The organism is Curtobacterium poinsettiae (genome assembly GCF_025677645.1).
Classification (GTDB): Bacteria; Actinomycetota; Actinomycetes; order Actinomycetales; family Microbacteriaceae; genus Curtobacterium; species Curtobacterium poinsettiae_A.
The window spans coordinates 2,240,622-2,266,615 of sequence record NZ_CP106879.1 but is presented as its reverse complement, the minus strand read 5'-3'; the positions used below and the strand labels follow the sequence as shown (position 1 = coordinate 2,266,615).

General features: G+C 70.4%; 18 protein-coding genes. 6 read left to right on the top strand and 12 right to left on the bottom strand.

From position 1 onward, the window contains the following. Window positions 1–99: 99 nt before the first annotated feature. Window positions 100–2,226 (bottom strand): DNA gyrase/topoisomerase IV subunit B, encoded by a 2,127-nt coding sequence (locus OE229_RS10875; RefSeq protein WP_209135659.1) that lies wholly within the window; start codon window positions 2,224–2,226, stop codon window positions 100–102. A 167-nt stretch (window positions 2,227–2,393) separates the two neighbouring features. Here OE229_RS10875 and OE229_RS10870 point away from each other — a divergent pair, with 167 nt between their 5' ends. After that, entirely contained in the window at window positions 2,394–2,618 is a 225-nt protein-coding gene (locus OE229_RS10870; RefSeq protein WP_017886093.1) for a DUF7455 domain-containing protein, read from the top strand. A gap of 94 nt (window positions 2,619–2,712) precedes the next feature. Here the strand turns inward: OE229_RS10870 and OE229_RS10865 are convergent, their stop codons facing one another. The 5 genes from OE229_RS10865 to OE229_RS10845 form a co-directional block, all read right to left on the bottom strand. Next, the gene (locus tag OE229_RS10865) at window positions 2,713–3,486 is read right to left on the bottom strand and encodes a type 1 glutamine amidotransferase (RefSeq protein WP_182065353.1); all 774 of its coding nucleotides are present in this window, start codon (window positions 3,484–3,486) and stop codon (window positions 2,713–2,715) included. Next, window positions 3,483–4,742: a MurT ligase domain-containing protein gene (locus tag OE229_RS10860; RefSeq protein WP_176708723.1), complete on the bottom strand. Its 1,260-nt coding sequence runs from the start codon at window positions 4,740–4,742 to the stop codon at window positions 3,483–3,485. The genes OE229_RS10865 and OE229_RS10860 overlap by 4 nt, the downstream gene beginning before the upstream one ends. A 6-nt stretch (window positions 4,743–4,748) precedes the next feature. Beyond that, complete coding sequence (locus tag OE229_RS10855) at window positions 4,749–6,008, bottom strand: RNA polymerase sigma factor (protein WP_027465462.1); 1,260 nt, start codon at window positions 6,006–6,008, stop codon at window positions 4,749–4,751. Window positions 6,009–6,201: 193 nt separating this feature from the next. Further along, the gene (locus tag OE229_RS10850) at window positions 6,202–7,521 is read right to left on the bottom strand and encodes an MFS transporter (protein WP_262138009.1); all 1,320 of its coding nucleotides are present in this window, start codon (window positions 7,519–7,521) and stop codon (window positions 6,202–6,204) included. Between the two features lie 156 nt (window positions 7,522–7,677). After that, window positions 7,678–8,607 (bottom strand): proteasome assembly chaperone family protein, encoded by a 930-nt coding sequence (locus OE229_RS10845; RefSeq protein ID WP_262138008.1) that lies wholly within the window; start codon window positions 8,605–8,607, stop codon window positions 7,678–7,680. Between the two features lie 76 nt (window positions 8,608–8,683). Between OE229_RS10845 and OE229_RS10840 the strand changes: the two genes are divergently transcribed. The 3 genes from OE229_RS10840 (at window position 8,684) to sucB (ending at window position 13,289) form a co-directional block, all read left to right on the top strand. Then, a complete protein-coding gene (locus OE229_RS10840) occupies window positions 8,684–10,174 on the top strand; it encodes a leucyl aminopeptidase (RefSeq protein WP_262138006.1) in 1,491 nt (496 codons plus the stop codon). 156 nt (window positions 10,175–10,330) lie between these two features. Beyond that, on the top strand, window positions 10,331–11,704 hold the full coding sequence (gene lpdA, locus OE229_RS10835) for a dihydrolipoyl dehydrogenase (protein ID WP_027465458.1): 1,374 nt from the start codon (window positions 10,331–10,333) through the stop codon (window positions 11,702–11,704). A gap of 73 nt (window positions 11,705–11,777) precedes the next feature. Then, window positions 11,778–13,289 (top strand): 2-oxoglutarate dehydrogenase, E2 component, dihydrolipoamide succinyltransferase, encoded by a 1,512-nt coding sequence (gene sucB / locus OE229_RS10830; protein ID WP_262138005.1) that lies wholly within the window; start codon window positions 11,778–11,780, stop codon window positions 13,287–13,289. A gap of 107 nt (window positions 13,290–13,396) precedes the next feature. Here sucB and OE229_RS10825 read toward each other — a convergent pair whose 3' ends face one another. Continuing rightward, window positions 13,397–14,215: a hypothetical protein gene (locus OE229_RS10825; RefSeq protein ID WP_262138003.1), complete on the bottom strand. Its 819-nt coding sequence runs from the start codon at window positions 14,213–14,215 to the stop codon at window positions 13,397–13,399. Between the two features lie 128 nt (window positions 14,216–14,343). Here OE229_RS10825 and OE229_RS10820 point away from each other — a divergent pair, with 128 nt between their 5' ends. Continuing rightward, the gene (locus OE229_RS10820) at window positions 14,344–15,060 is read left to right on the top strand and encodes a DUF4191 domain-containing protein (protein ID WP_027465455.1); all 717 of its coding nucleotides are present in this window, start codon (window positions 14,344–14,346) and stop codon (window positions 15,058–15,060) included. A 276-nt stretch (window positions 15,061–15,336) separates the two neighbouring features. Here the strand turns inward: OE229_RS10820 and OE229_RS10815 are convergent, their stop codons facing one another. After that, window positions 15,337–15,792 carry an RDD family protein gene (locus OE229_RS10815; protein WP_071244549.1) on the bottom strand — a complete coding sequence of 152 codons (456 nt, stop codon included), beginning with the start codon at window positions 15,790–15,792 and terminating at the stop codon, window positions 15,337–15,339. 141 nt (window positions 15,793–15,933) lie between these two features. On the opposite strand from OE229_RS10815, the gene glnA reads away from it, so the two are divergent. Further along, window positions 15,934–17,358, top strand: coding sequence for a type I glutamate--ammonia ligase (gene glnA / locus OE229_RS10810; RefSeq protein WP_017886082.1), 1,425 nt, complete (start codon window positions 15,934–15,936; stop codon window positions 17,356–17,358). A 429-nt stretch (window positions 17,359–17,787) separates the two neighbouring features. Here glnA and OE229_RS10805 read toward each other — a convergent pair whose 3' ends face one another. The 4 genes from OE229_RS10805 to OE229_RS10790 all read right to left on the bottom strand — a co-directional run bounded on the left by OE229_RS10805 (window position 17,788) and on the right by OE229_RS10790 (window position 25,970). Beyond that, entirely contained in the window at window positions 17,788–19,215 is a 1,428-nt protein-coding gene (locus OE229_RS10805) for a UDP-glucose dehydrogenase family protein (protein ID WP_182067029.1), read from the bottom strand. Then, window positions 19,212–20,792, bottom strand: a complete 1,581-nt coding sequence (locus OE229_RS10800; protein WP_209134541.1) for a glycosyl hydrolase — start codon at window positions 20,790–20,792, stop codon at window positions 19,212–19,214. The genes OE229_RS10805 and OE229_RS10800 overlap by 4 nt, the downstream gene beginning before the upstream one ends. Next, entirely contained in the window at window positions 20,785–22,425 is a 1,641-nt protein-coding gene (locus tag OE229_RS10795) for a glycosyltransferase family 2 protein (RefSeq protein ID WP_182067033.1), read from the bottom strand. The genes OE229_RS10800 and OE229_RS10795 overlap by 8 nt, the downstream gene beginning before the upstream one ends. Before the next feature lie 593 nt (window positions 22,426–23,018). Beyond that, window positions 23,019–25,970, bottom strand: coding sequence for a bifunctional [glutamine synthetase] adenylyltransferase/[glutamine synthetase]-adenylyl-L-tyrosine phosphorylase (locus OE229_RS10790; protein WP_262138001.1), 2,952 nt, complete (start codon window positions 25,968–25,970; stop codon window positions 23,019–23,021). Window positions 25,971–25,994: the final 24 nt, after the last annotated feature.

Below are 25,994 nucleotides of genomic sequence, written 5' to 3'. Positions count from 1 at the left end.
CCCAGAAGCGACAGAACCCCGCCAACGGTCGGCGGGGTTCTGTCGCTCTTGCGGGATGGACCGCGTGCGTCGGCCGAGCGGTGTCGCTTCCGCCGCGCGCTACGCGTCGATGCGGTCGCGGTCCAGGCCCTCGCCCGCCAGGATGAACTCCTTGCGCGGTGCCACGTCGTTGCCCATGAGCAACTCGAACACCTTCGCCGCGCCCTCGGCATGGGTGACGTTGACCCGGCGCAGGGTGCGGTGCGCGCGGTCCATCGTGGTCTCGGCCAACTGGTCCGCGTCCATCTCGCCGAGGCCCTTGTACCGCTGGATCGGCTCCTGGTACTTCTTGCCCGTCTTCTCGAGCTTCTTCAGCACCGTCTGCAGCTCCTGTTCGGAGTACGTGTACAGCGTGTCGTTCGGCTTGCCGCGGTTCACCACGACGACCCGGTGCAGCGGTGGCACGGCGGCGAAGACGCGGCCCTGCTCGATCATCGGCCGCATGTACCGGAAGAACAGCGTCAGCAGCAGCGTGCGGATGTGGGCACCGTCGACGTCGGCGTCCGACATGATGATGATCTTCCCGTAGCGGGCCTGGTCGATGTCGAACGTGCGGCCGGAACCGGCGCCGATCACCTGGATGATCGACGCGCACTCGACGTTCGAGAGCATGTCCGACACGGACGCCTTCTGCACGTTGAGGATCTTGCCGCGGATCGGCAGCAGTGCCTGGTACTCGCTGTTGCGGGCGAGCTTCGCGGTGCCCAGCGCCGAGTCACCCTCGACGATGAAGAGCTCGGTGCCTTCGGTCTCCTGCGAGCGGCAGTCGGCGAGCTTCGTCGGCAGCGAGGAGTTCTCGAGCGCGTTCTTGCGGCGCTGCGTCTCCTTGTGGGCCCGCGCCGAGATGCGCGTCTTCATCTCGGACACGACCTTCTCGAGCAGGGCCGCCGACTGTGCCTTCTCGGTGCGCTGCGTCGAGGTGAGGATCTCGGTGATGCGCTTCGACACGACCTGGTCGACGATCTTCCGGACCGCCGGGGTGCCGAGGATCTCCTTCGTCTGCCCCTCGAACTGCGGCTCCGGCAACCGCACGGTCAGCACGGCGGTCATGCCGGCGAGGACGTCGTCCTTGTCGAGCTTGTCCTGCCCGACCTTGAGCTTGCGGGCGTTCGCCTCGACCTGGGCGCGGACCGCCTTGACGACGCCGGACTCGAACCCGGCCTGGTGGGTCCCGCCCTTCGGCGTCGCGATGATGTTGACGAAGCTGCGGAACACCGTCTCGTAGCCACTGCCCCAGCGGAGCGCCAGGTCGACCTCGCACTCGCGCTCGACCGAGGTGGAGACCATGTGGCCCTTGTCGTCGAGCATCGGCACGGTCTCGGTGAAGGTGCCGGTCCCCTGCACGCGCCAGACGTCGGTGAGGGGGCTGTCAACGGCGAGGTGCTCGACGAACTCACCGATCCCGCCCTCGTACCGGAAGCGCTCCACCACCGGCCCGGCGCCCACCGTGGTGCCCGTCGCCTCGGCCCGGGCGGCAGCGGCGTCGATCGACGCCGCGCGCTCGTCGGTGATGGTGATGCCGAGGCCGGGCACGAGGAACGCGGTCTGCCGTGCACGGGTGACCAGGTCGTCGGTGCTGAACCGGGCGTCGGCGGTGAAGATCTGGCGGTCCGCCCAGTAACGGATCCGGGAACCGGTGACGCCCTTCTTGACCTTGCCCACCACTCGCAGCTCGCTGCCCGAGGTGAAGGGCGCGAACGGAGCGTCCGGTCCGATGCCCGTGCTGTCGTCGAAGATGCCGGGCTCGCCGCGGTGGAACGACATGGCGTACGTCTTGCCGGCCCGGTCGACCTCGACGTCGAGGCGCTCCGACAGCGCGTTCACCACCGAGGCGCCGACGCCGTGCAGGCCGCCCGAGGCCGCGTACGACCCCGAACCGAACTTGCCGCCGGCGTGCAGCTTGGTGAACACGACCTCGACCCCGGTCAGACCGGTCTTCGGTTCGACGTCGACGGGGATGCCTCGCGCGGTGTCCCGGACCTCGACCGAGCCGTCGGCGTGCAGCACGACACCGATCTCGTCGCCGTGCCCCGCGAGGGCTTCGTCGACCGAGTTGTCGATGATCTCCCACAGGCAGTGCATGAGGCCCCGGGAGTCCGTCGAGCCGATGTACATGCCCGGCCGCTTCCGGACCGCCTCGAGCCCTTCGAGGACGGAGAGATGGCGTGCGGAGTAGTCGGAGCTCACCGTCGGAGTTTACCGAGCGGCACCGACAGCACCGTGTGGACACTCGCACTGGGGCCAAGCGATCCGCGCTGAGCGAAACAGGCCCCGACAATGCGTCGCTCTCAGGCATCACGTGTTGAAATGGTGCAACCACCCGGCACCACCTGCGATCCGTGAGGAGCACAGCAATGACCCAGACCGTGCAGGACCCCTCCATCGACGAAGTCAGCAACCACCAGCTGACCGCCGCCGACCGTTGCGACAGCTGCGGGGCGCAGGCCTACATCCGAGCCACCATGTCGAGCGGCGAGCTCTACTTCTGCGCCCACCACGGCGCCGAGTTCAAGGACAAGCTCGCGGCGACCGCCATCGAGTGGCACGACGAGAGCAGCCGACTCTACGAGTCGAAGTAGTCGCGACCGACACGAAGACGGGAGGCGCGGTGCCAGCTGGCACCGCGCCTCCCGTCTCTGCGTGGACGCGCTCGACGTCCACGGCGAACCGCCGTCAGGCGATGCGCTTGAACGCCTTGTCGACGTAGCGGTCGACCGTCGCGCGCGCTTCGCGTGCGTAGCGGTCGATGGTCGCCGTCTGCTCCGGGTCCGGCGCGTACTCGCGGCCCAGCCGTGCGGTGGCCGCGGCGAGGACACCGTCGGTCAGCTGCGGGTTGAGCGGCAGGATCGGACCCTGCGTGTGTGTGCCGAACGACGTGCCGACGATCGCACCCTCGACCGGGGCTCCCGCCTGGTTGCCGCCACCGGACACGACGTCGGCGAACGGGCTGACCCCGGCCGCGAGCTCGATCGTGGTGGCGTGGTCCTCGAAGCCGGCGAGACGCTTCGGTGCGCCGGGGAGCAGCGGGTACCGGGTCTCGAGGACGAAGTAGTTCACGCGGCGCTCGGCACCACGGACGGCTCGGGCGTCGAACACGCCGAAGCCCGCGACCGGCCCGCCCTCGGTCGGCACGACCTCGTTCGTCGCGAGGTCGAACCCACCGCCGACGGCGAGCACCGGCACACCATCGGTCGCGAACGCACGGAGCGCGCCGCCGATGCGGGTGACGTCGTCACCCAGGGAACGCATCGCGCTGAGCGGTCCGTTGCCGATCACGACGACGTCCGCCATGGTCGGAAGCTCGTCACCGGGCGCGTACTCGAGGACCTGGGTCTCGATGTCCGCGGCGGCCGCACGGCGGGCCAGGGCCGCGACGTTGCCACGGTCACCCGAGACGCCCATCTGCCGGGGGTAGACGTGCAGGATGGTCAGCCGGTCGGCCGTCATGCGGTCTTCTCCATGTCCGGGTGGCCCAGGGCCTTGCGGGCGATCATCATGATCTCGTAGTTGACGATGAAGTTCTTCGTCCCGCGGGTCGTCGAGCCGAGCTGCTCCATGTGCTTGATGGCTGCCTCGACGTCGGGCTCGACCCGGCCGATGCGGACACCGGCGTGCTCGAGCGCGATCGCGATCTGCCACGCCTTGTCCCCGGAGACGACGTCCACGTGGTCGAGCTTCGAGAAGTCGATGTCGTAGATCCAGGAGATGTCGGGCGTGCCCTCGTCGATCGCCATGAGGACCTGTTCGGGCTGGTCCGGCAGGGCGTCGAGGTTGAGCTGCAGGCTCGCGGCGTTCTTGAACATCGTGAACTCGGCGGACTCACCCGCGATCGGCAGACGCTCTCCGCGGCCGTAGGCGGGCTTCATCGTGCCGAAGGCCTTGGTCACGGCGTCGGCACGGAACTGCGCGCCGAGGGCCGCACTGGCCGTCGCGGTGGCCGCAGCGGCGTCGACCGCGTAGTGCAGGCCGCGGGCGGGCAGCCGGACCGGGATCTCGGCGCCGTCGAAGCGGATCGTCGCGCCGTCACCAGTGTGGGCCACGACCTCGGCGTCGGCGGTGTGCTGGGCACGGTCACCGGCGTCGAACGAGTCGGCGTTCTGCAGGCCGTTCGGTGCCGCGGCGATGACCTCGTCGCTCGCACCGAACCGCAGGACGCGCTGCCCGGGGGTGCCGGAGTAGCCATCGAGGAACTGGTCGTCGTGGTTCGTGATGACGTTCGCCGTCGACAGTGCGGCGGTGTCGAGCATCATCGTCGCCACGCGCTCGGTCTCGAAGAACCGGTACAGCTGGTCGACCTGCACGTTGAGCATCGTCACCGTCGAGGGCGACAGGATGCCGGCGAGCTCGACCGCGAAGGCCTCGTCCACCTCGAGGATGCCGATGTCGGCCTTGAGCCGCCCGGTCAGCGACACCTCGGACAGCAGGGCCGACGCGATGCCCTGCGGCAGGTTCGCGCCGGACGGGTTCGTGAAGACCCGCAGCCCGTGCGCCCGGACGATGTCGGAGATCATGTGCGTCGTCGTCGACTTGCCGTTCGACCCGAGCACGAAGACGACGCCGTTCGGGAACTGCTTCGTCACGTGCTGCAGGAAGTCCGGCACGAGCTTCAGGACGATGTACCCGGGGTAGGCGGACCCGCCGCCCCTCGCGCGGGCGAGGGCACGGAGGATCCGCCCGATCAGGATCGGGATGAAGAAGCGCATGCCGGCTTACTCGAGGTAGTCGCGCAGCGACTGCGACCGCGACGGGTGGCGGAGCTTCGCCATCGTCTTGGACTCGATCTGACGGATGCGCTCGCGCGTCACGCCGAACGTGTCACCGATCTGGTCGAGGGTCTTCGGCTGGCCGTCACCGAGGCCGAAGCGCATGCGGATGACGCCCGCCTCGCGCTCGGACAGGGAGTCGAGCAGGCTCTCGAGCTGCTTCTGCAGCATCGTGAAGCCCACCGCGTCAGCCGGCACGACCGCCTCGGTGTCCTCGATGAGGTCACCGAACTCCGAGTCGCCGTCTTCACCCAGGGGCGTGTGCAGCGAGATCGGCTCGCGGCCGTACTTCTGGACCTCGACGACCTTCTCCGGGGTCATGTCGAGCTCGCGGGCGAGCTCTTCCGGAGTGGGTTCGCGACCGAGGTCCTGCAGCATCTGGCGCTGGACACGGGCGAGCTTGTTGATGACCTCGACCATGTGCACCGGGATGCGGATGGTGCGGGCCTGGTCGGCCATGGCACGGGTGATGGCCTGACGGATCCACCACGTCGCGTAGGTCGAGAACTTGAAGCCCTTCGTGTAGTCGAACTTCTCGACCGCACGGATCAGGCCCAGGTTGCCCTCCTGGATGAGGTCCAGGAACTGCATCCCACGACCGGTGTAGCGCTTCGCGAGCGAGACGACCAGGCGGAGGTTCGCGCCGAGCAGGTGCGACTTCGCACGCTGTCCGTCACGGGCGACCCAGCGCAGTTCGCGCTCGGCGGGCTTCGACAGCCCCGTCGCGTGCTGCAGCTTGTCCTCGGCGAACAGGCCGGCCTCGATGCGCATCGCGAGCTCGACCTCCTGCTCGGCGTTGAGCAGGGCGACCTTGCCGATCTGCTTGAGGTAGTCCTTCACCGGGTCGGCCGTGGCGCCCGTGATGGTCGTCGAGTAGACCGGCGCCTCGTCGTCGTCGGTCTGCGAGATGACGAGCGCACCGGCGGCGACCGCGGCAGCGGCGTCCGGCTTGGCCGTCTTGTCGTCGGTGTCGTCGGCCTCGTCGGTCGGCTCCTCGACGGGCTCGTCGGAGGCGATCGCCTCGTCGACGGCGTCGGTCTTCTTCGCCTTGGGTGCTGCCTTCTTGGCGGGCGCCTTCTTGGCGGGGGCCTTCGTGGCACGCTTCTTCGGCGCTGCGGTGCCCTCGGTGTCCGTGGCGTCCTCTGCCACGGCGCCCTCGGGCTCGGTGTCCTTCGTGGGATCGATCGTCGTGCTCCGGGCAGCCATGCGATCACCTCTCTCGTCGTGCCACGTTCGTGGGGTCGTGGCCTCCCTCGCCGCCCAGGTCCCGCGCCGCAGTCCCCCGCGTCGTACGAGTCCTACCGTTCCGGGCAGCACTAGGACCCATGTCAAGTCCCCCGAGTTCACCGGCGCACCGAAGTGTTCCGACAGACAGGGGGCCCGAACGGGTCCGTGATCATTATTGCACGTGCCGCTTCCGCAGGCGTGCAACGAGTGCAACCCAGAGCGGCCCGACGCGTATTCCCTCTTCCGAGTGCAGCACCCGGCGGGTCCGACGGCGCGCGTGCAGCAGCATCCCGACGCCCAGACCGACCACGACGTACTGCACGCTGAGGGCGATCCGGAAGTTCTCCCAGGCGAACACCTCGGTGCCCGACGCCCGCGCAGCAACGTCGAGGAGGACGCCGATCAGGTACATCATCACGAAGGCCGCCAGGAACCCGCCGACGTTCACGACGCCGTTCGCCGAGCCGAGCGATCCGACCGGGTTGAAGGACCGGGCGAAGTCGAAGCCGATCAGGGAACCGGGCCCGCCGATCCCCATCGCGACGACGAGCAGCACGAGCAGCCACGTCGGCGGGTGCCCGGGCCAGAGCAGGATCGCCGTCCAGAGCACCGCGAGCAGGACGACGACGCCGAGCACCAGGTTCGACCGGCGCATCGGGAACCGCGCGCAGAGCACGCCGAGCACCGGACCGGCGACGAACCCGACGACCACGATGATCGTGAGGAAGCCCGCCGCCTCACCCGGGGAGTACCCGAGCCCCCGGAGCATAGGGACACCCCACAGCAGCGAGAACACCGTGCCCGACGACTGCGTGACGTAGTGCGACCAGAACCCGAGCTGCGTGCCCGGGCGCCGGAGCGCGTGCCCGAAGGTGCGGAACGCGGCGCCCCACGAGTGCGGCAGCGGGATCGTGTCCGTCCGCACCGGCACGGGACCGTTCCGCACGAAGACCGCTGCGAGCACCAGGCCCACGGCGCTGGCAGCGGCCGCGACGCCGAACGCCGGTGTCCAGCCCACCGTGTGCAGGAGCACCGCGAACGGGAACGCCGACAGGATCTGGCCGATCTGCCCGAGGTTGCCCGTCCACTGCGAGATCTGCGGGAGGATCCGGCCGCTGAACCACATCGGCACCAGACGGATGACCGAGATGAAGGTCATCGCGTCACCGGCACCGACAAGCACCCGCCCCACGATGGCCGGCCCGATGGACGGGGACACCGCGACGATCGCCTGTCCGACGACCAGCAGCGCGGCGCCGAGGAGCACCAGCCGGCGCGGGCCCACGCGGTCGAGGGCGATCCCCACCGGGATCTGGAGCCCCGCGTAGACGGCGATCTGCACCACGGCCAGGGTGGACAGGACCGCGGCGGAGACGGCGAACCGGTCCTGCGCGTCGACTCCGGAGACCCCGAGGGAGGACCGCTGCACCACGGCGAGGACGTACGCGAGGACCGCGACGCCCCAGATCAGGAAGGCACGACGGGAGTTCACCGGACCAGGCTACCGACGCCTCCCCGCGTCGATGCGCGACGAGCGTCGTCGACGCGCGTCACGTCGTGCGGGCGACCAGGGGACGGCCTGGAGGCGCGGTGCGGGGCCGCCACGGGCCTCCAGGCCGCCCTGGGGGACGTCCGGATCCCGCGACGGTCAGTCGGTCGCGTCGCCCTGGGTGCGTCGGTCGGCGAGGAAGCGCTCGAGCTCGGCCGCGATCGAGTCGGCGGTCGGCACCTCGCCGTCCACGCCCGTGAGCGGCGACGCGACGGGGTTGCCCTCCATGTACGTGTCGTGCCGCTCCTCGAGCACGGACACCAGGCGCTGCAGCTCGGGGTTCCCGGCCACCTGCTCCTCGACGCGGGCGAGGAACTCGCGACCCGACTCGCGCAGGGCGTCCGTCGGGAAGATGAGCCCGGTCGCGGCGGCGATGCCGGAGAGCGCCGCGACGGCGGCGTCGGGGAACTCGGTGTCGGACAGGTAGTGCGGCACGAGCAGCACGAGCCCGGTGACCTGCGCGCCCGTCTCGGCGAGGCGGTGCTCGACCAGGTGCAGGACGTTCGCCGGCGCCTGGGTCTCGGGCTTCCAGACGCTCATCTGCTCGACGAGGTCGGCCCGGGTGCCGGAGACGGTGAGGCCGATCGGACGGGTGTGCGGGACCGGCATCGGGATGGACTGCACCCACGTGGTGTCGGCCACCTGCAGGTCGGCGGCGAGCCCGGTGACGGCGCGGACGAAGCGGTTCCACTGGAAGTCCGGCTCGTAGCCCGACAGGAACAGGAACGGCTGGCCGATCTCGTCGCGCACCAGGTGCAGCGCCAACCGTGGCGGCTCGACGGCGCTGATGTGGTCGTGCTCGAAGGTGATGACCGGGCGACGGGCCCGCCAGTCGAGCAGCACGTCGGGGTCGAACTCGGCGACGAGCTCGGTGTCGAGGTCCTCGAGGACGGAGTTCGTCACCTGCGCGACCGCCGATCCGGCATCGGCGAAGCCGGTCAGCCCGGCGACCAGGTGCAACCCTGCTGGCACGGTCGGGGCGTCCGCGTCGAACGTGTAGAGCTCCTCGGGGTGGTTCACCGTCCCCATGCTAGGCGGGGCCTCCGACGTCACCGGTGCGCGACGACCACGCCGACAGCGAACAGGCCGTCGGTAGGGTTGGAGCATGGTCCGACCGACGCTCTCCACCACCAGTTCACCCCCCGAGGCCACCACCGCCGACGTGCTCGTCGTCGGGGTCCGTCCGGGCTCGTCCGGCGAGGCCGACAGCACCGCCGTGCTCGCTCCCACCGCCCTGGGCGCGCTCGACGCCCTCGCCGGCCTCGACCTCGCCGCGATCGGGGTCACCGGCGCGAAGGACCAGCTCGTCCGCCTGCCCGCCACCGGCGTCGGTGCGAAGTCGGTCGCGCTGATCGGGCTCGGGTCCGCCACGGGTGCCGCGGCGATCCGTGCTGCGGCCGGCAGCGCCGTCCGCCAGCTCCCCCGGGTCGACTCGATCACGCTCGCCCTGCCCACCGACTCGGCCGAGCTCGTCGACGCCGCCCTCGAGGGCGCGGCGCTCGGTGCGTACGCCTTCACCCGGCACAAGGGCGCCGGCACCAAGGCCCCGGCCCGCGGCGACCAGCGCATCGAGGTCGTCGCCCCCGCGGACGTCGCCGCCGACGCCGCCGTGCGCCCCGCCATCGTCGCCGACGCCGCGTCGCTCGTGCGCGACCTCGTGAACACCGCCGCGGGCGACCTCGGGCCGCAGGACGTCGCCGACGTCGCGACCGGGTTCGCCTCCGACCTGCCGCTCACCGTCGAGGTCCTCGACGAGCAGGCGCTCGAGGAGCAGGGCTTCGGCGGCATCCTCGGCGTCGGCCGTGGTTCGGCGCGTCCCCCGCGCCTGGTCGTCGTCCGGTACTCGCCGGAGTCCGCCACGAAGCACCTCGCCCTCGTGGGCAAGGGCATCACCTTCGACTCGGGCGGCCTCTCGCTCAAGCCGGCGGCGTCGATGCTCGGCATGAAGACCGACATGACCGGTGCCGCCACGGTGCTCGCCGCGACCGTCGCCGCCGCCCGCCTGGGCCTCGACGTGCGCGTGACCGCGTGGCTCGCCCTCGCCGAGAACATGCCCTCCGGCACCGCGACCCGCCCGGGCGACGTCCTGACGCTGAAGAACGGCACCACGGTCGAGGTCACGAACACCGATGCCGAGGGCCGCCTGGTGCTCGGTGACGGGATGGCCGCCGCGTCGCTCGAGCAGCCCGACGCGCTCGTCGACGTCGCCACGCTGACCGGTGCCCAGGTCGTCGCGCTCGGCGACCGCACCACCGGCCTGATGGGCAGCGACGACCTCGTCGCGAAGGTCCGCGCCGTCGCCGACGGCGTCGCGGAGCCGATCTGGCCGATGCCGCTGCCCGAGGAACTCGAGGCCCGGCTGTCCAGCGACGTCGCCGACATCGTCAACGCCACGGTGGGCAACCCGGCCGGCGGCATGCTGCTCGCGGGCAAGTTCCTCGAGCGCTTCGCCGGCGAGGGTGTCCCCTGGGCGCACCTCGACATCGCGGGTCCGTCGGAGAACAAGGGCGGCGGGTACGCCTGGTTGGGCAAGGGTGCGACGGGCGCGATGGTCCGGACGCTCATCGCTCTCGCAGAAGACCTCCAGTCCGAGTAGTAGGTTTGGTACCGGTGGGATCGGCGCACCGACGCGCCTCCCACCGGTACTGCACGGGACGGGACCGGAACCACGCGGTCCGACCGTCGGACGCCGCCCTCCGCGGTGTCCACGTAGGGCCCGATCGGCCCGACACGCACGAGGGAGTTGCACCAGGTGACGGAACAGACTTACGACGTCGTTGTCCTCGGTGGCGGGAGTGGTGGGTACGCCGCTGCGCTCCGGGCCGCCGAACTCGGCATGAGCGTCGCGCTCATCGAGGGCGACAAGCTCGGAGGGACGTGTCTGCACCGCGGCTGCATCCCGACCAAGGCGCTGCTGCACGCCGCGGAGATCGCCGACGGCACGCGGGACGCCGAGAAGTACGGTGTGATCGCTGAGTTCGCCGGGGTCGACGTGCCCAAGGTGATCGACTACCAGCAGGGCGTCATCAACTCCAAGTACAAGGGCCTGCAGGGCCTGATCAAGGCCCGCGGCATCACCGTGGTCGAGGGCTGGGGTCGTCTGACCTCCCAGAACACCGTGCAGGTCGGCGACCAGACCGTCACCGGCAAGAACATCGTGCTCGCGACCGGCTCCTACTCGAAGTCCCTGCCCGGGCTCGAGATCGGCGGCCGCGTGATCACCAGCGAGACCGCGCTCCGCATGGACTACGTCCCGAACAAGGTCGTCATCCTGGGCGGCGGCGTCATCGGCGTCGAGTTCGCCAGCGTCTGGAAGTCCTTCGGGGCCGAGGTCACCATCGTCGAGGGCCTGCCGCACCTGGTCCCCGCCGAGGACGAGTCGATGTCGAAGCAGCTGGAGCGCGCGTTCCGCAAGCGCGGCATCGAGTTCTCGCTCGGTGTCCGGTTCCAGGGTGTCGAGCAGCACGAGAACGGCGTCGTCGTCACACTGGAGGACGGCAAGACCTTCGACGGGGACGTCCTGCTCGTCGCCGTCGGCCGTGGCCCGGTCACGCAGAACGTCGGCTACGACGAGGTCGGTGTGGCGATGGACCGCGGGTTCGTCACCACGAACGAGCGTCTCGCCACGAACATCCCGAACGTCTACGCCGTCGGCGACATCGTCCCCGGCCTGCAGCTCGCGCACCGCGGCTTCCAGCAGGGCATCTTCGTCGCCGAGGAGATCGCCGGCCTCAACCCGGTGGTCATCGAGGACAAGAACATCCCGAAGATCACCTACTCCGACCCCGAGGTCGCGTCGGTCGGGCTCTCGCAGGCCAAGGCCGAAGAGCAGTACGGCGCCGACAAGGTCGACTCGTACGAGTACAACCTGGCCGGCAACGGCAAGAGCCACATCATCGGGACCTCCGGTTCCGTCAAGGTCGTGCGCGTCGTGGACGGCCCCGTCGTCGGCGTCAGCATGATCGGTGCCCGCGTCGGCGAGCTCATCGGCGAAGCCCAGCTCGCCGTGAACTGGGAGGCCTACCCCGAGGACATCGCTCCCCTGGTGCACGGTCACCCGACCCAGAACGAAGCCCTCGGCGAGGCGTTCCTGCACCTCGCGGGCAAGCCGCTGCACGCGCTGTGACCGGCACCGGTCAGCGCGCTGTGACAACCACACCAACAACCACTGCAATCCCCCGCGAAGAGGAGTCCACCCGATGAGCGAATCCGTCAACCTCCCGGCGCTCGGCGAGAGCGTCACCGAGGGCACGGTGACCCGATGGCTGAAGAACGTCGGTGACCGGGTCGAGGTCGACGAGCCGCTGCTCGAGGTCTCGACCGACAAGGTCGACACCGAGATCCCGTCGCCGATCGCCGGCGTCGTCGAGGAGATCCTCGTGCCGGAGGACGAGACCGTCGAGGTCGGCACCGCCCTCGTGAAGATCGGTGACGGCTCCGGCTCGTCGGACGGCGGTTCGGACTCGTCCGACTCCGGCGCCGACGACACGAACGCCGCCGCTGCCGACGCCGAGGAGCCCGAGGCCGCTCCGAGCACGGAGCAGGAGGCCGAGACCCCCGCGCCCGAGCCCACGGAGCCCGAGCCCGCTCCCGCCGGTCAGACGCAGCCCGCCGCCCCGCAGGCACCGTCCGCCCCGCCCGCGGCAGCGCCGGTCCCGGCCGCCGCGCCGGTCCCGCCGCCCGCAGCCGCTCCGCCGGCGGCCGTGCCGGCCCAGGCCGCTCCGGCAGCCGCGCCGGCTCCGGCTTCCGCGCCGAGCGCCACCGCCGCCGCGGTGCCGAACCCCACGCAGGACGGCGCGGCCTCCGGCTACGTCACCCCGCTGGTGCGCAAGCTCGCCAACGAGCAGGGAGTCGACCTGTCCACGGTCACGGGTTCCGGTGTCGGGGGGCGCATCCGCAAGGAGGACGTCCTCGCCGCCGCTGCGAAGGCCCCGGCCGCCCCGGCTGCAGCAGCACCCGCCACCGCGTCCGGCCCGTTCGTCGCCGAGGTCTCGCCGCTGCGCGGAACCCGCGAGAAGATGACCCGCCTGCGCAAGGTGGTGGCCGAGCGTGCCGTGCAGTCGATGACCTCGACCGCGCAGCTCACGAGCGTCGTCGAGGTCGACGTCACGAAGGTGGCGCAGTTCCGCGACGCGCACAAGGCGGAGTTCCTCGAGAAGACCGGCTCGAAGCTCTCCTTCATGCCGTTCTTCGCCCTCGCGGCGTCCGAGGCGCTGAAGGCCCACCCGAAGATCAACTCCACGGTCGAGGGCGACGAGATCGTCTACCCGGAGACCGAGAACGTCTCCATCGCGGTGGACACCGAGCGCGGCCTGCTGACCCCGGTCATCAAGGACGCGGCCTCGCTGGACCTGGCGCAGTTCTCGAAGTCCATCGCGGACCTCGCCGAGCGCACCCGGAACAACCAGCTGAAGCCCGACGAGCTGGCCGGCGGCACGTTCACGCTGACCAACACCGGTTCGCGTGGCGCGCTGTTCGACACCCCCGTGGTGTTCCTGCCGCAGTCGGCGATCCTCGGCACCGGCATCGTCACGAAGCGCCCGGCGGTCGTGAAGGTCGACGGCCAGGAGGCCATCGCCATCCGCTCGTTCGTCTACCTGGCACTGTCGTACGACCACCGGATCATCGACGGCGCGGACGCCTCGCGGTACCTCGTCGCGGTGAAGAACCGTCTCGAAGAGGGCAACTTCGCCCCGAACCTCGGGTACTGATCCCAGCAGCACGGCCGACGGCCCCGGTTCCCCTCGTGGGAGCCGGGGCCGTTCCCGTTCCGGGGGCGACGTCATCTACCGCGTCACCCGCCGCGTCACCCATCGCGTCACCCCCCGCCGAGCAGGGTCAGGGCGGCGACCACCGACCCGACGGCGACGACGAGCCCCACGAGCACACGGCGGAGCGGGAGTCGTCGATCGGCTCCGAGCGGGACCCCGTGCTCGACCACGTCGCGGAGACGCTCGAGCAGTCCGTCCTGCCCGTCCGGTGTCGGCGGTTCGGCGAACACGAGGTCGCTCGGCACAGGGGTCCAGCGGAACGGCCGGGGCGCGGCGGCGGCACGGACGACGTCGAGCGCTGCTCGTGCGCTCGGCCCGTCACCGTCGAGGGCGTCCTGCAACGCTCCGAGCACCGGGGCCTGGGCAGGGTCGGCCGGGTCGACACGGTCCCACACGGTCCGAGCCGCGAGCACGAGGGTCCGGGTCGCATCCGCCGGGTGCGCGGGGCGCGGCGGGGTCGTCGCGTCGGTTTCGTCGGTCGGGTTCGTCGCGCTCGTCGGGCGGTCGCAGAGCACGACGGCACCGGAGTCGTCCACCAGCACGTCGTCGATGCCGGCGGGACCGAGCAGGACCGCGCCGTCGTGCACCGCCACCAGGAGCTCGAGGAGCGGGACCGTCAGGGTCACCGCGGCCCCGGTGGTCGGGGTGCCGAGCCGGTCGAGCGCCGGCACGAGCGACGTACCGGTCGGCCGGTCGAGGTCGACGACGAGACGCCCCGTCGCGGTCCGACCGACCGCGGCCACCGGGACGAGGTGCCGCTCGGCGGCCGCGGAGCGGTCGGCGACCCAGGTGAGCACCTCGTGCTCGTCGTGCTCGTTGCCGGTCGCGATCCAGCGATCCGGGTGGTGGTCGGTGCTCGTCTCCATGGTGACCAGCGTGGCCGTGGCGCGGTGGGCCTCCAGGCTCTCCTGCACCACCTGTGGACAAGACGTGTTCGCGCACAGCCGGACACGCGACGGTCTCCCCTGGCGCACGGAGGCCGTATCCTGTTCGCATGGCACGCAGCTCTTCCACAGACAAGAAGGCGAAGGAGCCGGGGCGTCTCAAGCAGATGTTCCAGGTCTTCCAGATGACCCGGAAGGCCGATCCGTCGTCGGTCTGGTGGTTCGCCCTCGCCTTCGTCGGTCCGGTCGTCCTCGGTGTCCTGCTGGCGCTGCTCCTGCCGGGGCAGAACTGGCTCGCGATCGTCCTGTGGATCGTCGCCGGTGTGCTGCTCGGTGTGCTGCTCTTCCTCATCGTGCTCGGCCGCCTGGCAGAGCGTGCCGCGTACTCCCAGATCGAAGGCCAGCCCGGCGCGGTCGGTGCCGTGCTGTCGAACTCGCTCCGTCGCCAGTGGCGCTCGAGCGAGATGCCCGTCGCGGTGCACGGTCGCTCGCAGGCAGCGGTCTACCGCGCCGTGGGTCGCCCCGGAGTGGTCCTGATCACCGAGGGCCAGCGCGGCAACCTCAACCGCCAGGTCGACGAGGAGCGCCGCAAGGTCCAGCGCATCGTCCCGAACGTCGCCGTGCACGTGCTGCACGTGGGAGACGGCACCGGTGAGAGCCTGACGCTGCACAAGCTGCCCCGTGCCATGAACAAGCTCAAGAAGTCGCTCAACCGCAACGAGGTCCTGGCGGTCGCGAACCGTCTCGACTCGCTGACCCAGAGCCCTGCGGCCTCGATCCCGAAGGGCATGGACCCGATGCGGGCCCGCGCCGGACGGCCGCGCTGACCCGAGCCCTCCGTACACCAGGACGCCCCCGACCAGATCCGGTCGGGGGCGTCGTCGTCTGAGCGTGGAGTGTCTGAGCGTGGAGTGACCGCGGGGCGTCGGTGTTCGCGAGGCCTGCACCGTGCGACCTTCGGAGAACCGTGCGAGGTTGTCGGCTCGGTGCGGGACTCCGACGGCGCACCGGGCGGGCATGCTCGCACCGGATGAGCAACCTCGCACGGTGCGACGGCGCGGACGACAGGCACGGCCCGCTCGCCGCACCCCGGCCAGCCACGATCAGCGCCGGACGAGCACCGTCCCGGCGATGCGGTCGTGCGCGCCCCGGCTGTCGCGGTCGATGATGAGCGCCGGGACCACCAGGCAGAGCAGCACCGTCCGGAGGATCGGCCGCCACACCCCCACGTAGCCCCCGCGCATGGGCACGACCCGGAGTCCGACGCAGATGTGGCCGAACGACCCGGACAGCAGGCAGATGAAGACGATCTGCAGCACGGCGAAGATGGCGATCTGCACCCAGGAGTGCGCGATGTCGCCCGAACCGTTCACCGGCGACCACACACCGGTGACGTAGGCGACCAGGTCGGCCAGCGCACCGTCGATCAGCAGCGCGACGACCCGCCGGCCGATCCGCCCGACACTCCGGGGCCCGGACTCGGGCAGCCCGAGGTCCTTCCCCGGCCATCCGTCCGGGTGCTCGGAGGGCGCGGACGGACTGGGAGTGCTGCGGGCCATGGTCCCCAGCGTAGGCGACGGTCCGGGCGTAACACGCCCGAAACAAACCAGTCATGTCCGGGAAACCCCGTGTCAATAGCCTCGTCGGAGGTGCCTTGACCGGTGCCTCCGACATCACCCAACCCATTGGAGATCGGCCCCATGTTCAGCGATTCCTCCGAGGTCCTGGCCTTCATCAAGGACACCGACGTCAAGTTCCTCGACATCCGCTTCACGGACCTGCCCGGTGTGCAGCAGCACTTCAACATCCCGGCATCCACCGTCGACGAGGACTTCTTCTCGGTCGGCCAGCTGTTCGACGGCTCCTCGATCCGTGGGTTCGCGTCGATCCACGAGTCCGACATGCAGCTGATCCCCGATGTCACCACGGCGTACGTCGACCAGTTCCGCGCCGAGCGCACGCTCATCATGATCTTCGACATCTACAACCCGCGGAACGGTGAGATCTACGGCCGCGACCCGCGCCAGGTCGCGAAGAAGGCCGAGAAGTACCTCGCGTCGACGGGCATCGCGGACACCGCGTTCTTCGCCCCCGAGGCCGAGTTCTACATCTTCGACGACGTCCGCTACTCGGTCACGCAGAACGAGTCCTTCTACGCCGTCGACTCCGAAGAGGGCGCCTGGAACACCGGTCGTGACGAAGAGGGCGGCAACCTCGCCAACAAGACCCCGTACAAGGGCGGCTACTTCCCCGTGTCGCCGGTCGACAAGACCGCCGACCTGCGCGACGACATCACCCTCAAGCTGATCGACGCCGGCTTCGAGCTCGAGCGCTCGCACCACGAGGTGGGCACCGGCGGCCAGCAGGAGATCAACTACAAGTTCGACACGATGGTCCACGCCGCGGACGACATCCTGAAGTTCAAGTACATCGTCAAGAACACGGCCGACCAGTGGGGCAAGGTCGCCACGTTCATGCCGAAGCCGCTCTTCGGCGACAACGGCTCGGGCATGCACACCCACCAGTCGCTCTGGTCCGACGGCAAGCCGCTCTTCTACGACGAGAACGGCTACGGCGGTCTGTCGGACCTCGCCCGCTGGTACATCGGCGGCATCCTGAAGCACGCCCCGGCGCTGCTCGCCTTCACCAACCCGTCGATCAACTCGTACCACCGTCTGGTCAAGGGTTTCGAGGCCCCGGTCAACCTGGTCTACTCGGCCGGCAACCGCTCGGCGGCGATCCGCATCCCGATCACGGGCACCAACCCGAAGGCCAAGCGCATCGAGTTCCGCGCGCCCGACGCCTCCGGAAACCCGTACCTCGCCTTCGCCGCGCAGCTGATGGCGGGCCTCGACGGCATCCAGAACCGCATCGAGCCGCACGAGCCGGTCGACAAGGACCTCTACGAGCTCCCCCCGGAGGAGGCCAAGGGCATCCCCCAGGTCCCCGGCTCGCTCGACGAGGCGCTCGACGCGCTCGAGGCGGACCACGAGTTCCTCACGAAGGGCAACGTCTTCACCGAGGACCTCATCCAGACCTGGATCGACTACAAGCGCGAGAACGAGATCCTCCCGCTGGCCCAGCGCCCGCACCCGTTCGAGTACGAGCTGTACTTCGGCGTCTGAGTCTCGCTGACAACCACACGAAGGGCCCCGCACCGTCAGGTGCGGGGCCCTTCGTGCGTGTGGCCAGAGCGACAGCGCGCTGACGGCCTCGGCGCTCGCACTCGCGAGAGCGACAGAACGTCGCGAACGTTCCGCGGGATCCTGTCGCGTTCGCGAGGGGACGCTGCCACCGTGCGCGCGGGGTGCGGACGCGACCGCCTGGAGGCCCGGTGCCGGTCCGGCGGGCGGGCGTCGGGCCTCCAGGCGGTCGCGACGCGCGTTCCTTCCCATCGCAGCTGGACTGGAAAGCGGGATCGGGCGTACCTGGTCAGAACTTCCGACCAGGTACGCCCGATCCGACCAGGTGCGCCCGGATCGACAAGGCACTCCCCGGGTGCACGGGAACGGGGCCCGCGCCGCCCGGCACGGACCCCGTCTCGCGAACGGTGACTAGCGGCTCGTGGCCAACGCGTCGTTCGTCCCCGCTGCGACGCTCACGGGTGCACCCGTGACCGGCGTGGGACGTCCCAGGGAACGGACGGTCCACCCCGCTTTCACCCAGTCGGAGACCGGGAGGCAGTTGCGCGCGTCGATGACGACGCGGCGCCCGACGAGGTCACCGAGGGCGACCGGGTCGGCGGTGATGATGTCGTCCCACTCGGTGAGCACGAGGACGACGTCGGCGCCCTCGATCGCGTCCGTCATCGAGGCGGCGTAGCTCAGCGTCGGGAACGAGCGCTTCGCGGGCTCCATCGCCTCGGGGTCCCAGAGCGTCACCTGGGCGCCGCGGAGGTGCAGCGCCGCGGCGACGTTGAGCGCCGGGGAGTCCCGGACGTCGTCGGTCAGGGGCTTGAACGCGGCGCCGATGACGGCCACGCGACGGTTGAGCACCGATCCCCCGGCCGAGTCGATCGCCATGTCGATGACCCGCTGGCGCTGCCCCATGTTGATCTCGTCGACCTGCTGCATGAGGCCGACGACCTGGCCCGCACCGATCTCGTTCGCGCGGTACATGAGGGCCCGGATGTCCTTCGGCAGGCAGCCACCACCGAAGCCGAGGCCGGCGTTCAGGAACTTCCGGCCGATACGGGCGTCGTGGCCGAGGGCGTCGGCGAGCGTGGACACGTCCGCTCCCGTGATCGCGCACATCTCGGAGATCGCGTTGATGAACGAGATCTTCGTGGCGAGGAACGCGTTGGCGCTCACCTTGACGAGCTCCGCGGTGGCGAGGTCGGTGGTGATGACCGGGGTGCCCTCGCCGATGGGCGCGGCGTAGACCTCGCGGATCACGGCGTCGGCGGCTTCGGAGGCTCCGCCCCAGACCAGACGGTCGGGGTGCAGGGTGTCCTCGACGGCCTTGCCCTCACGCAGGAACTCGGGGTTCCAGATGAGTTCCGCGTCGATGCCGGCGGGGGTGAACTCGCGGACGATGCCGCGGAGTCGCGATGCCGTCCCGACCGGGACCGTCGACTTGCCGACGATGAGGCCCGGGTGGGTGAGGTTCTCGGCGACGCCGCGCGTGGCGCTCTCGACGTAGGCCAGGTTCGCGGCGTGCGACCCGGCCTTCTGCGGGGTGCCGACGCAGACGAAGTGGACGTCCGCAGCGGCGACGGCCGAGGCGATGTCGGCGGTGAAGCGGAGCTTGCCGCTGGCGACGTGCTTCGTGATGAGCTCCGGCAGCCCGGGCTCGAAGAACGGGACCTCACCGGCGGACAGCGCGGCGAGCTTCGACGGGTCGATGTCGACACCGATGGTCTCGAAGCCCATCTCGGCCATGGCGGCCGCGTGGGTGGCGCCGAGGTAGCCGGTGCCGATGACGCTGATGACGGGTGCGGGGCGGGTGTCGGCCGATGCGGTCGACTTCTTGGACTCGCTCATTGCGTGACCTCCTGCAGGTCGTAGTCGATGTCGTTGCGCTTGATGCCCTCGGCGAAGGCCTTCAGGGAATCGGCGCGGGAGTTGAGACGCCAGTCGTTCGTGGTGCGCTTGCCGTCGATGATGGTGGTGGCCGTCTCGCTGAAGTACGCGAAGCCGACGATGTCCTTGTTGGCGGGGTCCGCCAGGGCATCGAAGAGCGAGTTGATCCACTGCGTCTTCTGCGGGTTCGCGACACTCGTGCCGGTCTCGGTCGCCCCGATCTCGTTGAGCATGATGCCCTTGCCCGGCGCGATCTGCCGGAGCTGCGCGAGCGTCGCTCCGAAGGTCGTGGCGAACGTCGGCTGCTCGGTGGCGTCGCGGTAGTAGCCGCTCATGCCGACCCAGTCCACGTAGTCCGCACCCGGGTAGTACTGCTGCATGTAGTCGAGCGTCTGGTACTTCGGGTTGCCGAGCTTGTCGATGCGGCTCGGGGACCAGTCCCAGATGACGTACTTGTTCGCACCGTTCGCCTGGAAGACGTCGTGCACGTGCTGCCACATCTTCTTGTAGGAGCCGGCCGGGTTCTTCTGGGCGTCGCCCTCGGACCAGTTGTACCAGGAGCCGTTCATCTCGTGGTCGAGACGGATGACCATCGGCTGCCCGTTGGCCGCCAGCGCCTTCGCGTACTTGGTCAGGTAGGCGTCGAACGACCCGCCGGAGATGTCCTCGTTGGTGTACCCGGGGACGTACTTCTGGTCGTTGCCGGTCTGCGCCGGCACCGTCTCCCACGTCATGAGCGGGACGCGACCGTTGGCCCAGGAGCGCTGCACCGCGCTGGCGTTGAACTCCTGGTCGAAGCCCTGGAAGAAGCCGGTCATGTTCGACGCGGTGCCGACCTGACGGGAGACCTCGTCGTACTCGGCCCAGTTGAACGGGGACTGCGCGGTGTACAGGCCGTACCAGCGAGACTGCTGACCGAGGATCTCGGCCTTGGTCGGCGTGACGACCGGGGTGGTACCCGGGTCGGTCGAGGGACCGGGGTTCGGCTTCGAGCCGCCACCGTTGCCCGAACCAGACCCGGATCCGTTGCCGGAACCCGAGCCGCTGCCGGACCCGTTGTCGGACGAGCCCGAGCCCGAACCGGACCCACCTGCCGACGCGGCACCGGGCCCGCCGGAACCCGAGCCACCGCTGCCGGAACCCGCGGCGTTGACGTCGGACGAGCCTCCCGAGCCCTTCGCGGCACCGAGCTGGGACTGCAGCGACGCGATCTGCGCCTTGAGTTCCGAGATCTGGTCGCCGCGCGACCCGGCCTGGGCGGTGCGGGAGTCGAGCTTGCCCTCGAGCGACCAGATGCGCTCCTGGGCGGCGTCGAGCTGCGTCTGCAGCTCGGCGGCGGACACCTTCTTGGCCTTCGGCGCCTCGACGCCGAGTGCCTGGTGCACGGCGGTCGAGACGGGGCCGGTGGGCGAGATCCACACCGACCAGGTGATGAGGCCGAGCGCCAGCACGATGGCCGTCGTGCCGATGGCCGTCCGGCGGGCGTGCTTGCTGGACTGCGCCCACCAAGCACTCGAGGAACGGATGATGTCAGACAATGAGGAACGCCTCCAGGGCGAAGATCGCGATGCCGATCACGTACGGGATCGCTGCGTACGGGTTGTACCGGCGGGCTCGGGCGGAGGCCGGCGCGGCTGCTCGCTGGGCCTCCTGCTGCGCAACCGCGGCAGCGGCCTCGCGGCGGGTGGCGAGCACGGTGGTGGTGGAGTTGGTCGCCGCGTCGGCGCCGAAGAGCTCGTCGAACGCACGGTCGACGGCCACCTGGTCGACGGTCTCGAGCGGAGCGGGCAGACCTGACCCCGAGCCCGCCGAACCTGCGTCCGCACCGTTCGTGCGGGCGCGTTCGGCGTCGATCGGGCTGACCGGGATCTGCGCCGTGGCGGACAGCGGCTGGACGGCGTCCGCCGGGTCCTCCTGCATCGGACCACCGGCGTAGGCGCCGGCTCGGGTCCCCCAGCCGGACGCGTGCGCCAGGCGGAAGAAGCCGATGAGCCGGATCGGCATCAGGAAGAACGTCGACACGATGATGAACATCGGCAGGCGGAAGAAGTCGCTCGGCTTCTCGGACAGGTGCCGCATCTGGCGGATCGCCATGCTCAGCACGCTCGAGATCACCATGAGCGCCGCGACGTAGACGAACCCGGTCGAGAAGCCGTACTGCGACAAGATGCCCTGGTACAGGTTCTCGCCCTGGCCGGTGAAGGCACGGTAGATCCAGCCTGCGATCACGCCGAAGAGCATGAACGGCAGGATGATGTCGGTGATGAAGAACGCCGCCAGGACCGGGGCGTGGCCGAGCATCCACGGCAGCATCCGCAGCGTGTTGTACTGCGAGCCGCGGGCCCAGCGGAGCTGCTGCTTGAACAGCTTCTTCACCTGCAGCGGGGCATCCGTGTAGACCAGCGACGTGTACTGGTAGACCGTCCGGTACCCCTCCTTGAGCGTGAGGTTCGTCAACGTCCGGTCGTCCGAGACCTCGAGGAACACGCCCATGAACTTCTCGTGCATGAACCGGTCCATCACCCGCATGAGGATGCTCCGGCGGAACGCGATGGTTCGCCCGGGCAGGCAGCCGATCTGCCCGAGGACACTCTGTGCCGGCATCGAGTAGAGCGCTCGCGAGTTCTCGAGCCAGTCGGCCCAGCGGGTGATCCAGCTGCGCTCCGGTTCGAGGATGCGCTGCCGGGTCGTGACGCCACCGACGGACTCGTCGGCGAACGGCTTGAGGAGTTCCTCGAGCGCGCCGGGGGTCCAGACGGTGTCCGAGTCGACCAGCACGGTGATGTCACCGTTGGACATCTCGGTGCCGACCTTGACGGCGTTGCGCTTGCCCGGGATGGGCGTGTGGGTCCAGCGGACGAGCGGGGCGAACTCGTCGCAGACCTCCTCGAGCGCCTCGTTGCGAGCACCGTTGATGACGACGATGATCTCGCCGGGCTGCTGCTCGACCATGCGTCCGATGACGTCGCGGAAGAGGTCGAGCGGTTCGTCCACGACGGGGACGACGACGCTGGTGGTACCGACGAAGGTGCCGGTGAAGGGGCGGTAGCGGGCGGAGATGACGACCTTGAGCAACCAGAGCAACCAGATCACCGCGGAGTACACGGCGAACAGGTAGAACTCGGGGTGCCCTTCGACCATCTGCCTGATCTGCAGAATGAAGGTGAACACTGATCCCTGCTTCAACGTTCGAGGTGGAGATTCCGCTTCATCGGGGAATCAGGGCCGGTTCGGGTGATGCAATTGATGCAGAACCTGAACGCGCGCGCAACGCGGCCCCCGTCCGGGGGCGTTACGGGCGCGTTACGGGGTACACACCGGTCCCCCGCTCGACCGGTCGGAGCGGTCCCCCGTGGTGCTGACAGCACTCCTGCGGACCACACCTCGACGCCTGCTCCGTCGGATGGGCGACAGGTGCGGCCCGGAGGCACGGGTCGGCTCCGACAGAAATCCCCGGTCAGCGCCGGGTCGCACGGCGTGTCGGGCGACGTCGGAAACGGCCCCCTGGCGGTCCGGTGGGAGTTCGGTCACGGCACGGTAACGAGCCGGGCTCCGTTTCAAACAGGGGTACGAAGAGGGTGTCGTCGGGGGACGTCGTGCGACACGGAGAATTAACCTTCGACGGCTGCTCAGGTCGGGTCCGTCCGCGGACGCTCGGGCGTGTCGCGGGACGCTCGGCGCTGCGTCGGCGGCGGTCGGGCGCTGCGTCCGCGGCGGGTCGGACGCGGCGTCGCCGGCGGGTCGGACGCGGCGTCGCGGGCGGGTCAGGCGCCGTAGAACTCGCGCTCGAACACCTGTCGGGCGCGCCGCGTGACGCCGAGGTAGTCGTCCTCGAGGTGGCTCGCAGAACCCGGCGGGTACTCCATCAGACGGGCGACGCCCTCGAGCTGGACGCGGTCGACGGGCAGGACGTCGGTGGTCTTCCCGGACCACAGCACGAGGGCGCTGCGGGTGCGCGACGCGAAGCGCCAGGCGGCCCCGAGCCGCTCGCCGTCCTCGGCGCCGACGAGTCCGGCGTCGACCGCGGCGTCGAGCGCCTCGAGCGTCGAGGTGGTCCGGAGCGACGGGATCTCGAGCGCGTGCTGCAGCTGCAGGAGCTGGACGAACCACTCGACGTCGCTGAGCGATCCCCGGCCGAGCTTGAGGTGTCGTGCCGGATCGGCACCGCGGGGCAGCCGCTCCGACTCCACGCGGGCCTTGATGCGACGGACCTCGCGCACCTGGTGGTCGTCGATCCGCTCCGGGTACCGGGTGCGGTCGGCGAGGTGCTCGAAGTCACGGAGGAGCTGCGCGTCGCCGACGGCCCCGCGGGCGCGGAGGAGCGCCTGCGCCTCCCACGTGAGCGACCAGCGGGCGTAGTAGGCGCCGTAGGACTCGAGCGTCCGCACGACGGGACCGTTCTTGCCCTCGGGGCGCAGGTCGATGTCGAGGTCGAGCGGGTGGATGGTGTCCTCGGTCAGGCGGTTGAGCTCACGCACGATGGTCTGGGCGGTCCGGGACGCGACCTCGGGGGCCAGTTCGGATGCGCGGTAGACGTACAGCACGTCGGCGTCCGAGCCGAAGCCGAGCTCCCGCCCGCCGTACCGGCCCATCGCGATGATCCCGAACTCGAAGCCCTCGGGGGCGTCACGGCGGGCGAGCGCGAGGGCGCCGGCGAGGGTGGCCTCGGTGACATCGCTCAGGGCCGGGCCCAGACCGTCGACGTCGAGCGAGCCCAGCACGGCGGCCATGCCGAGCCGCAGCGTCTCCCGACGTCGAGCCGACCGGAGCAGCGCCGCGGAGCCGTCGACGTCGTCGCCGTGCCGGGCGGTGGTCGCGGTCATCTCGGCGAGCAGGGCGTTGATCGGCCGCGGACGCAGGAGCGCCTCGGGTTCGTCGAGCCAGGCCACCGCCTCGGGGAACCGCTCGAGCAGCCCGGACAGGAACGCCGACTCGGACAGCACCGTGGTGAGCGAGTGCGCGGCGCCGGACGAGTCGCGCAGCATGCGGAGGAACCAGCTCGACTCCCCCAGCCTGTCGCTCAGCCGGCGGAAGGCCAGCAGCGCACGGTCGGGTGCCGGCCCCTCGGCCATCCAGCGCAGGAGCACGGGGAGCAGGTTCCGCTGGATCGCCGCGCGCCGGCTCGTGCCCTGCGTCAGGGCGCGGATGTGGCCGACGGCACCGGCGGGGTCGACGAACCCGACACCGGCGAGCCGGTCGACGACCTGGTCGTTGGTCAGGACGATCTCGTCCTCGGTGGAGGCTACGGCCGACAGCAGCGGCCGGTAGAACAGGCGCTCGTGCAGCCCGCGGACCTCGAGCTTCACGGCACGCCAACGGGCCTCGAGCGCCGGGGCGGACGCCGCGACACCGCTCGACCGGGCGAGCACCCGCAACTCCTCTTCGTCGGAGGGCATGAGGTGCGTCCGCTGCATGCGCCGGAGCTGGATGCGGTGCTCGAGCACCCGGAGCAGGGCGTAGTCCGGCCCGAACCGAGCGGCCTCGGCGCGCCCGACGTACCCGGCGTCGGTCAGGGCGTCCATGGCTTCGAGCGTCGACCGCACCCGGACGGACGGGTCGTCACGGCCGTGCACGAGCTGCAGGAGCTGCACGGTGAACTCGACGTCCCGCAGGCCACCGGGGCCGAGCTTGAGCTGCCGGTCGACGTCGGCGTCGGGGATGTGCTCGGTCACCCGCTCGCGCATGCGCTGCACCGACTCGACGAACCCCGGCCGGGTGGCGGAGTTCCACACGAACGACGCGACGGCCTCGGCGTACCGGGCGCCGAGGTCGGCGGACCCCGCGATCGGGCGGGCCTTGAGCAGCGCCTGGAACTCCCACCCCTTCGCCCAGCGCTCGTAGTACGCCACGTGCGAGTCGAGCGTGCGGACGAGTGCGCCGTCCTTGCCCTCGGGCCGGAGGTTCGCGTCGACCTCCCACAGCGCCGGTTCGGCGGCGAGGTCGGTGATCGCGTGCATCGCGGCGATCGCGATGCGAGTGGAGACGAGCACCGCCCGGTCGGTGGGGACGTCGTCGGTGGGCTCGGTGACGAAGATGACGTCGACGTCGCTGACGTAGTTGAGTTCGCGTGCGCCGGCCTTGCCCATGGCGATCACCGCGAGAGGGGTCGCCGCGACGTCGGCCGCGGGGAACGGGACCTCGCGCCGGGCGATGTCGACCGCGGCGTCGAGGGTGGCTCCGGCAAGGTCGGCGAGGCCGGCCGCGACCGCCGGGAACGCGTCCGTCGGCACGGGGTGCAGCACGTCGAACAGGGCGATCTGGGCCAGGTGCCGGCGGTAGCGCACACGCAGGCGCATCCGGGCGTCCTCACCCGTGGCACCGTCGACCGCCTCGGTCAGCGACGCCGTGTACCGCTCCTGCGACCACGGTTCACCGACCGGCTCGAGCAGCAGTGCCAGCTCGGCCGGACGACGGTGCAGGAACTCCCCGAGGCCGATCGAGGCACCGAGCAGGCGGATCAGACGCTCGGTCGCTGCGTCGTCCGTCAGGACGGGGCGGAGCTCGTCCGGCGCGCGCTCGAGCAGCCGCTCGAGCATCCGCAGGGCACCGTCCGGATCAGCGGTGCCGCCCCAGAGCGCGGCAGACCCGGCGAACGGCAGCGGCAGGTCGGGGCCGAACCGGGCCTCCAGGTCGGCAGCCCGCTCGAGGCTCTCCGACAGCTCCGCGAACCCCAGACGGGCCAGCTCCGAACGTGACGTCGTCGTCCGACCGGTCATGTGGAACGTGCTCCCGAGGGGTCA

Coding starts and splice junctions, on each gene's coding strand:
- OE229_RS10805 (WP_182067029.1), bottom strand. CDS start 19,215: ATGAGCGAGTCCAAGAAGTCGACCGCATCGGCCGACACCCGCCCCGCA.
- OE229_RS10790 (WP_262138001.1), bottom strand. CDS start 25,970: ATGACCGGTCGGACGACGACGTCACGTTCGGAGCTGGCCCGTCTGGGG.
- OE229_RS10860 (WP_176708723.1), bottom strand. CDS start 4,742: ATGCGCTTCTTCATCCCGATCCTGATCGGGCGGATCCTCCGTGCCCTC.
- OE229_RS10855 (WP_027465462.1), bottom strand. CDS start 6,008: ATGGCTGCCCGGAGCACGACGATCGATCCCACGAAGGACACCGAGCCC.
- OE229_RS10845 (WP_262138008.1), bottom strand. CDS start 8,607: ATGGGGACGGTGAACCACCCCGAGGAGCTCTACACGTTCGACGCGGAC.
- glnA (WP_017886082.1), top strand. CDS start 15,934: ATGTTCAGCGATTCCTCCGAGGTCCTGGCCTTCATCAAGGACACCGAC.
- OE229_RS10865 (WP_182065353.1), bottom strand. CDS start 3,486: ATGACGGCCGACCGGCTGACCATCCTGCACGTCTACCCCCGGCAGATG.
- OE229_RS10825 (WP_262138003.1), bottom strand. CDS start 14,215: ATGGAGACGAGCACCGACCACCACCCGGATCGCTGGATCGCGACCGGC.
- sucB (WP_262138005.1), top strand. CDS start 11,778: ATGAGCGAATCCGTCAACCTCCCGGCGCTCGGCGAGAGCGTCACCGAG.
- OE229_RS10820 (WP_027465455.1), top strand. CDS start 14,344: ATGGCACGCAGCTCTTCCACAGACAAGAAGGCGAAGGAGCCGGGGCGT.
- OE229_RS10870 (WP_017886093.1), top strand. CDS start 2,394: ATGACCCAGACCGTGCAGGACCCCTCCATCGACGAAGTCAGCAACCAC.
- OE229_RS10840 (WP_262138006.1), top strand. CDS start 8,684: ATGGTCCGACCGACGCTCTCCACCACCAGTTCACCCCCCGAGGCCACC.
- OE229_RS10815 (WP_071244549.1), bottom strand. CDS start 15,792: ATGGCCCGCAGCACTCCCAGTCCGTCCGCGCCCTCCGAGCACCCGGAC.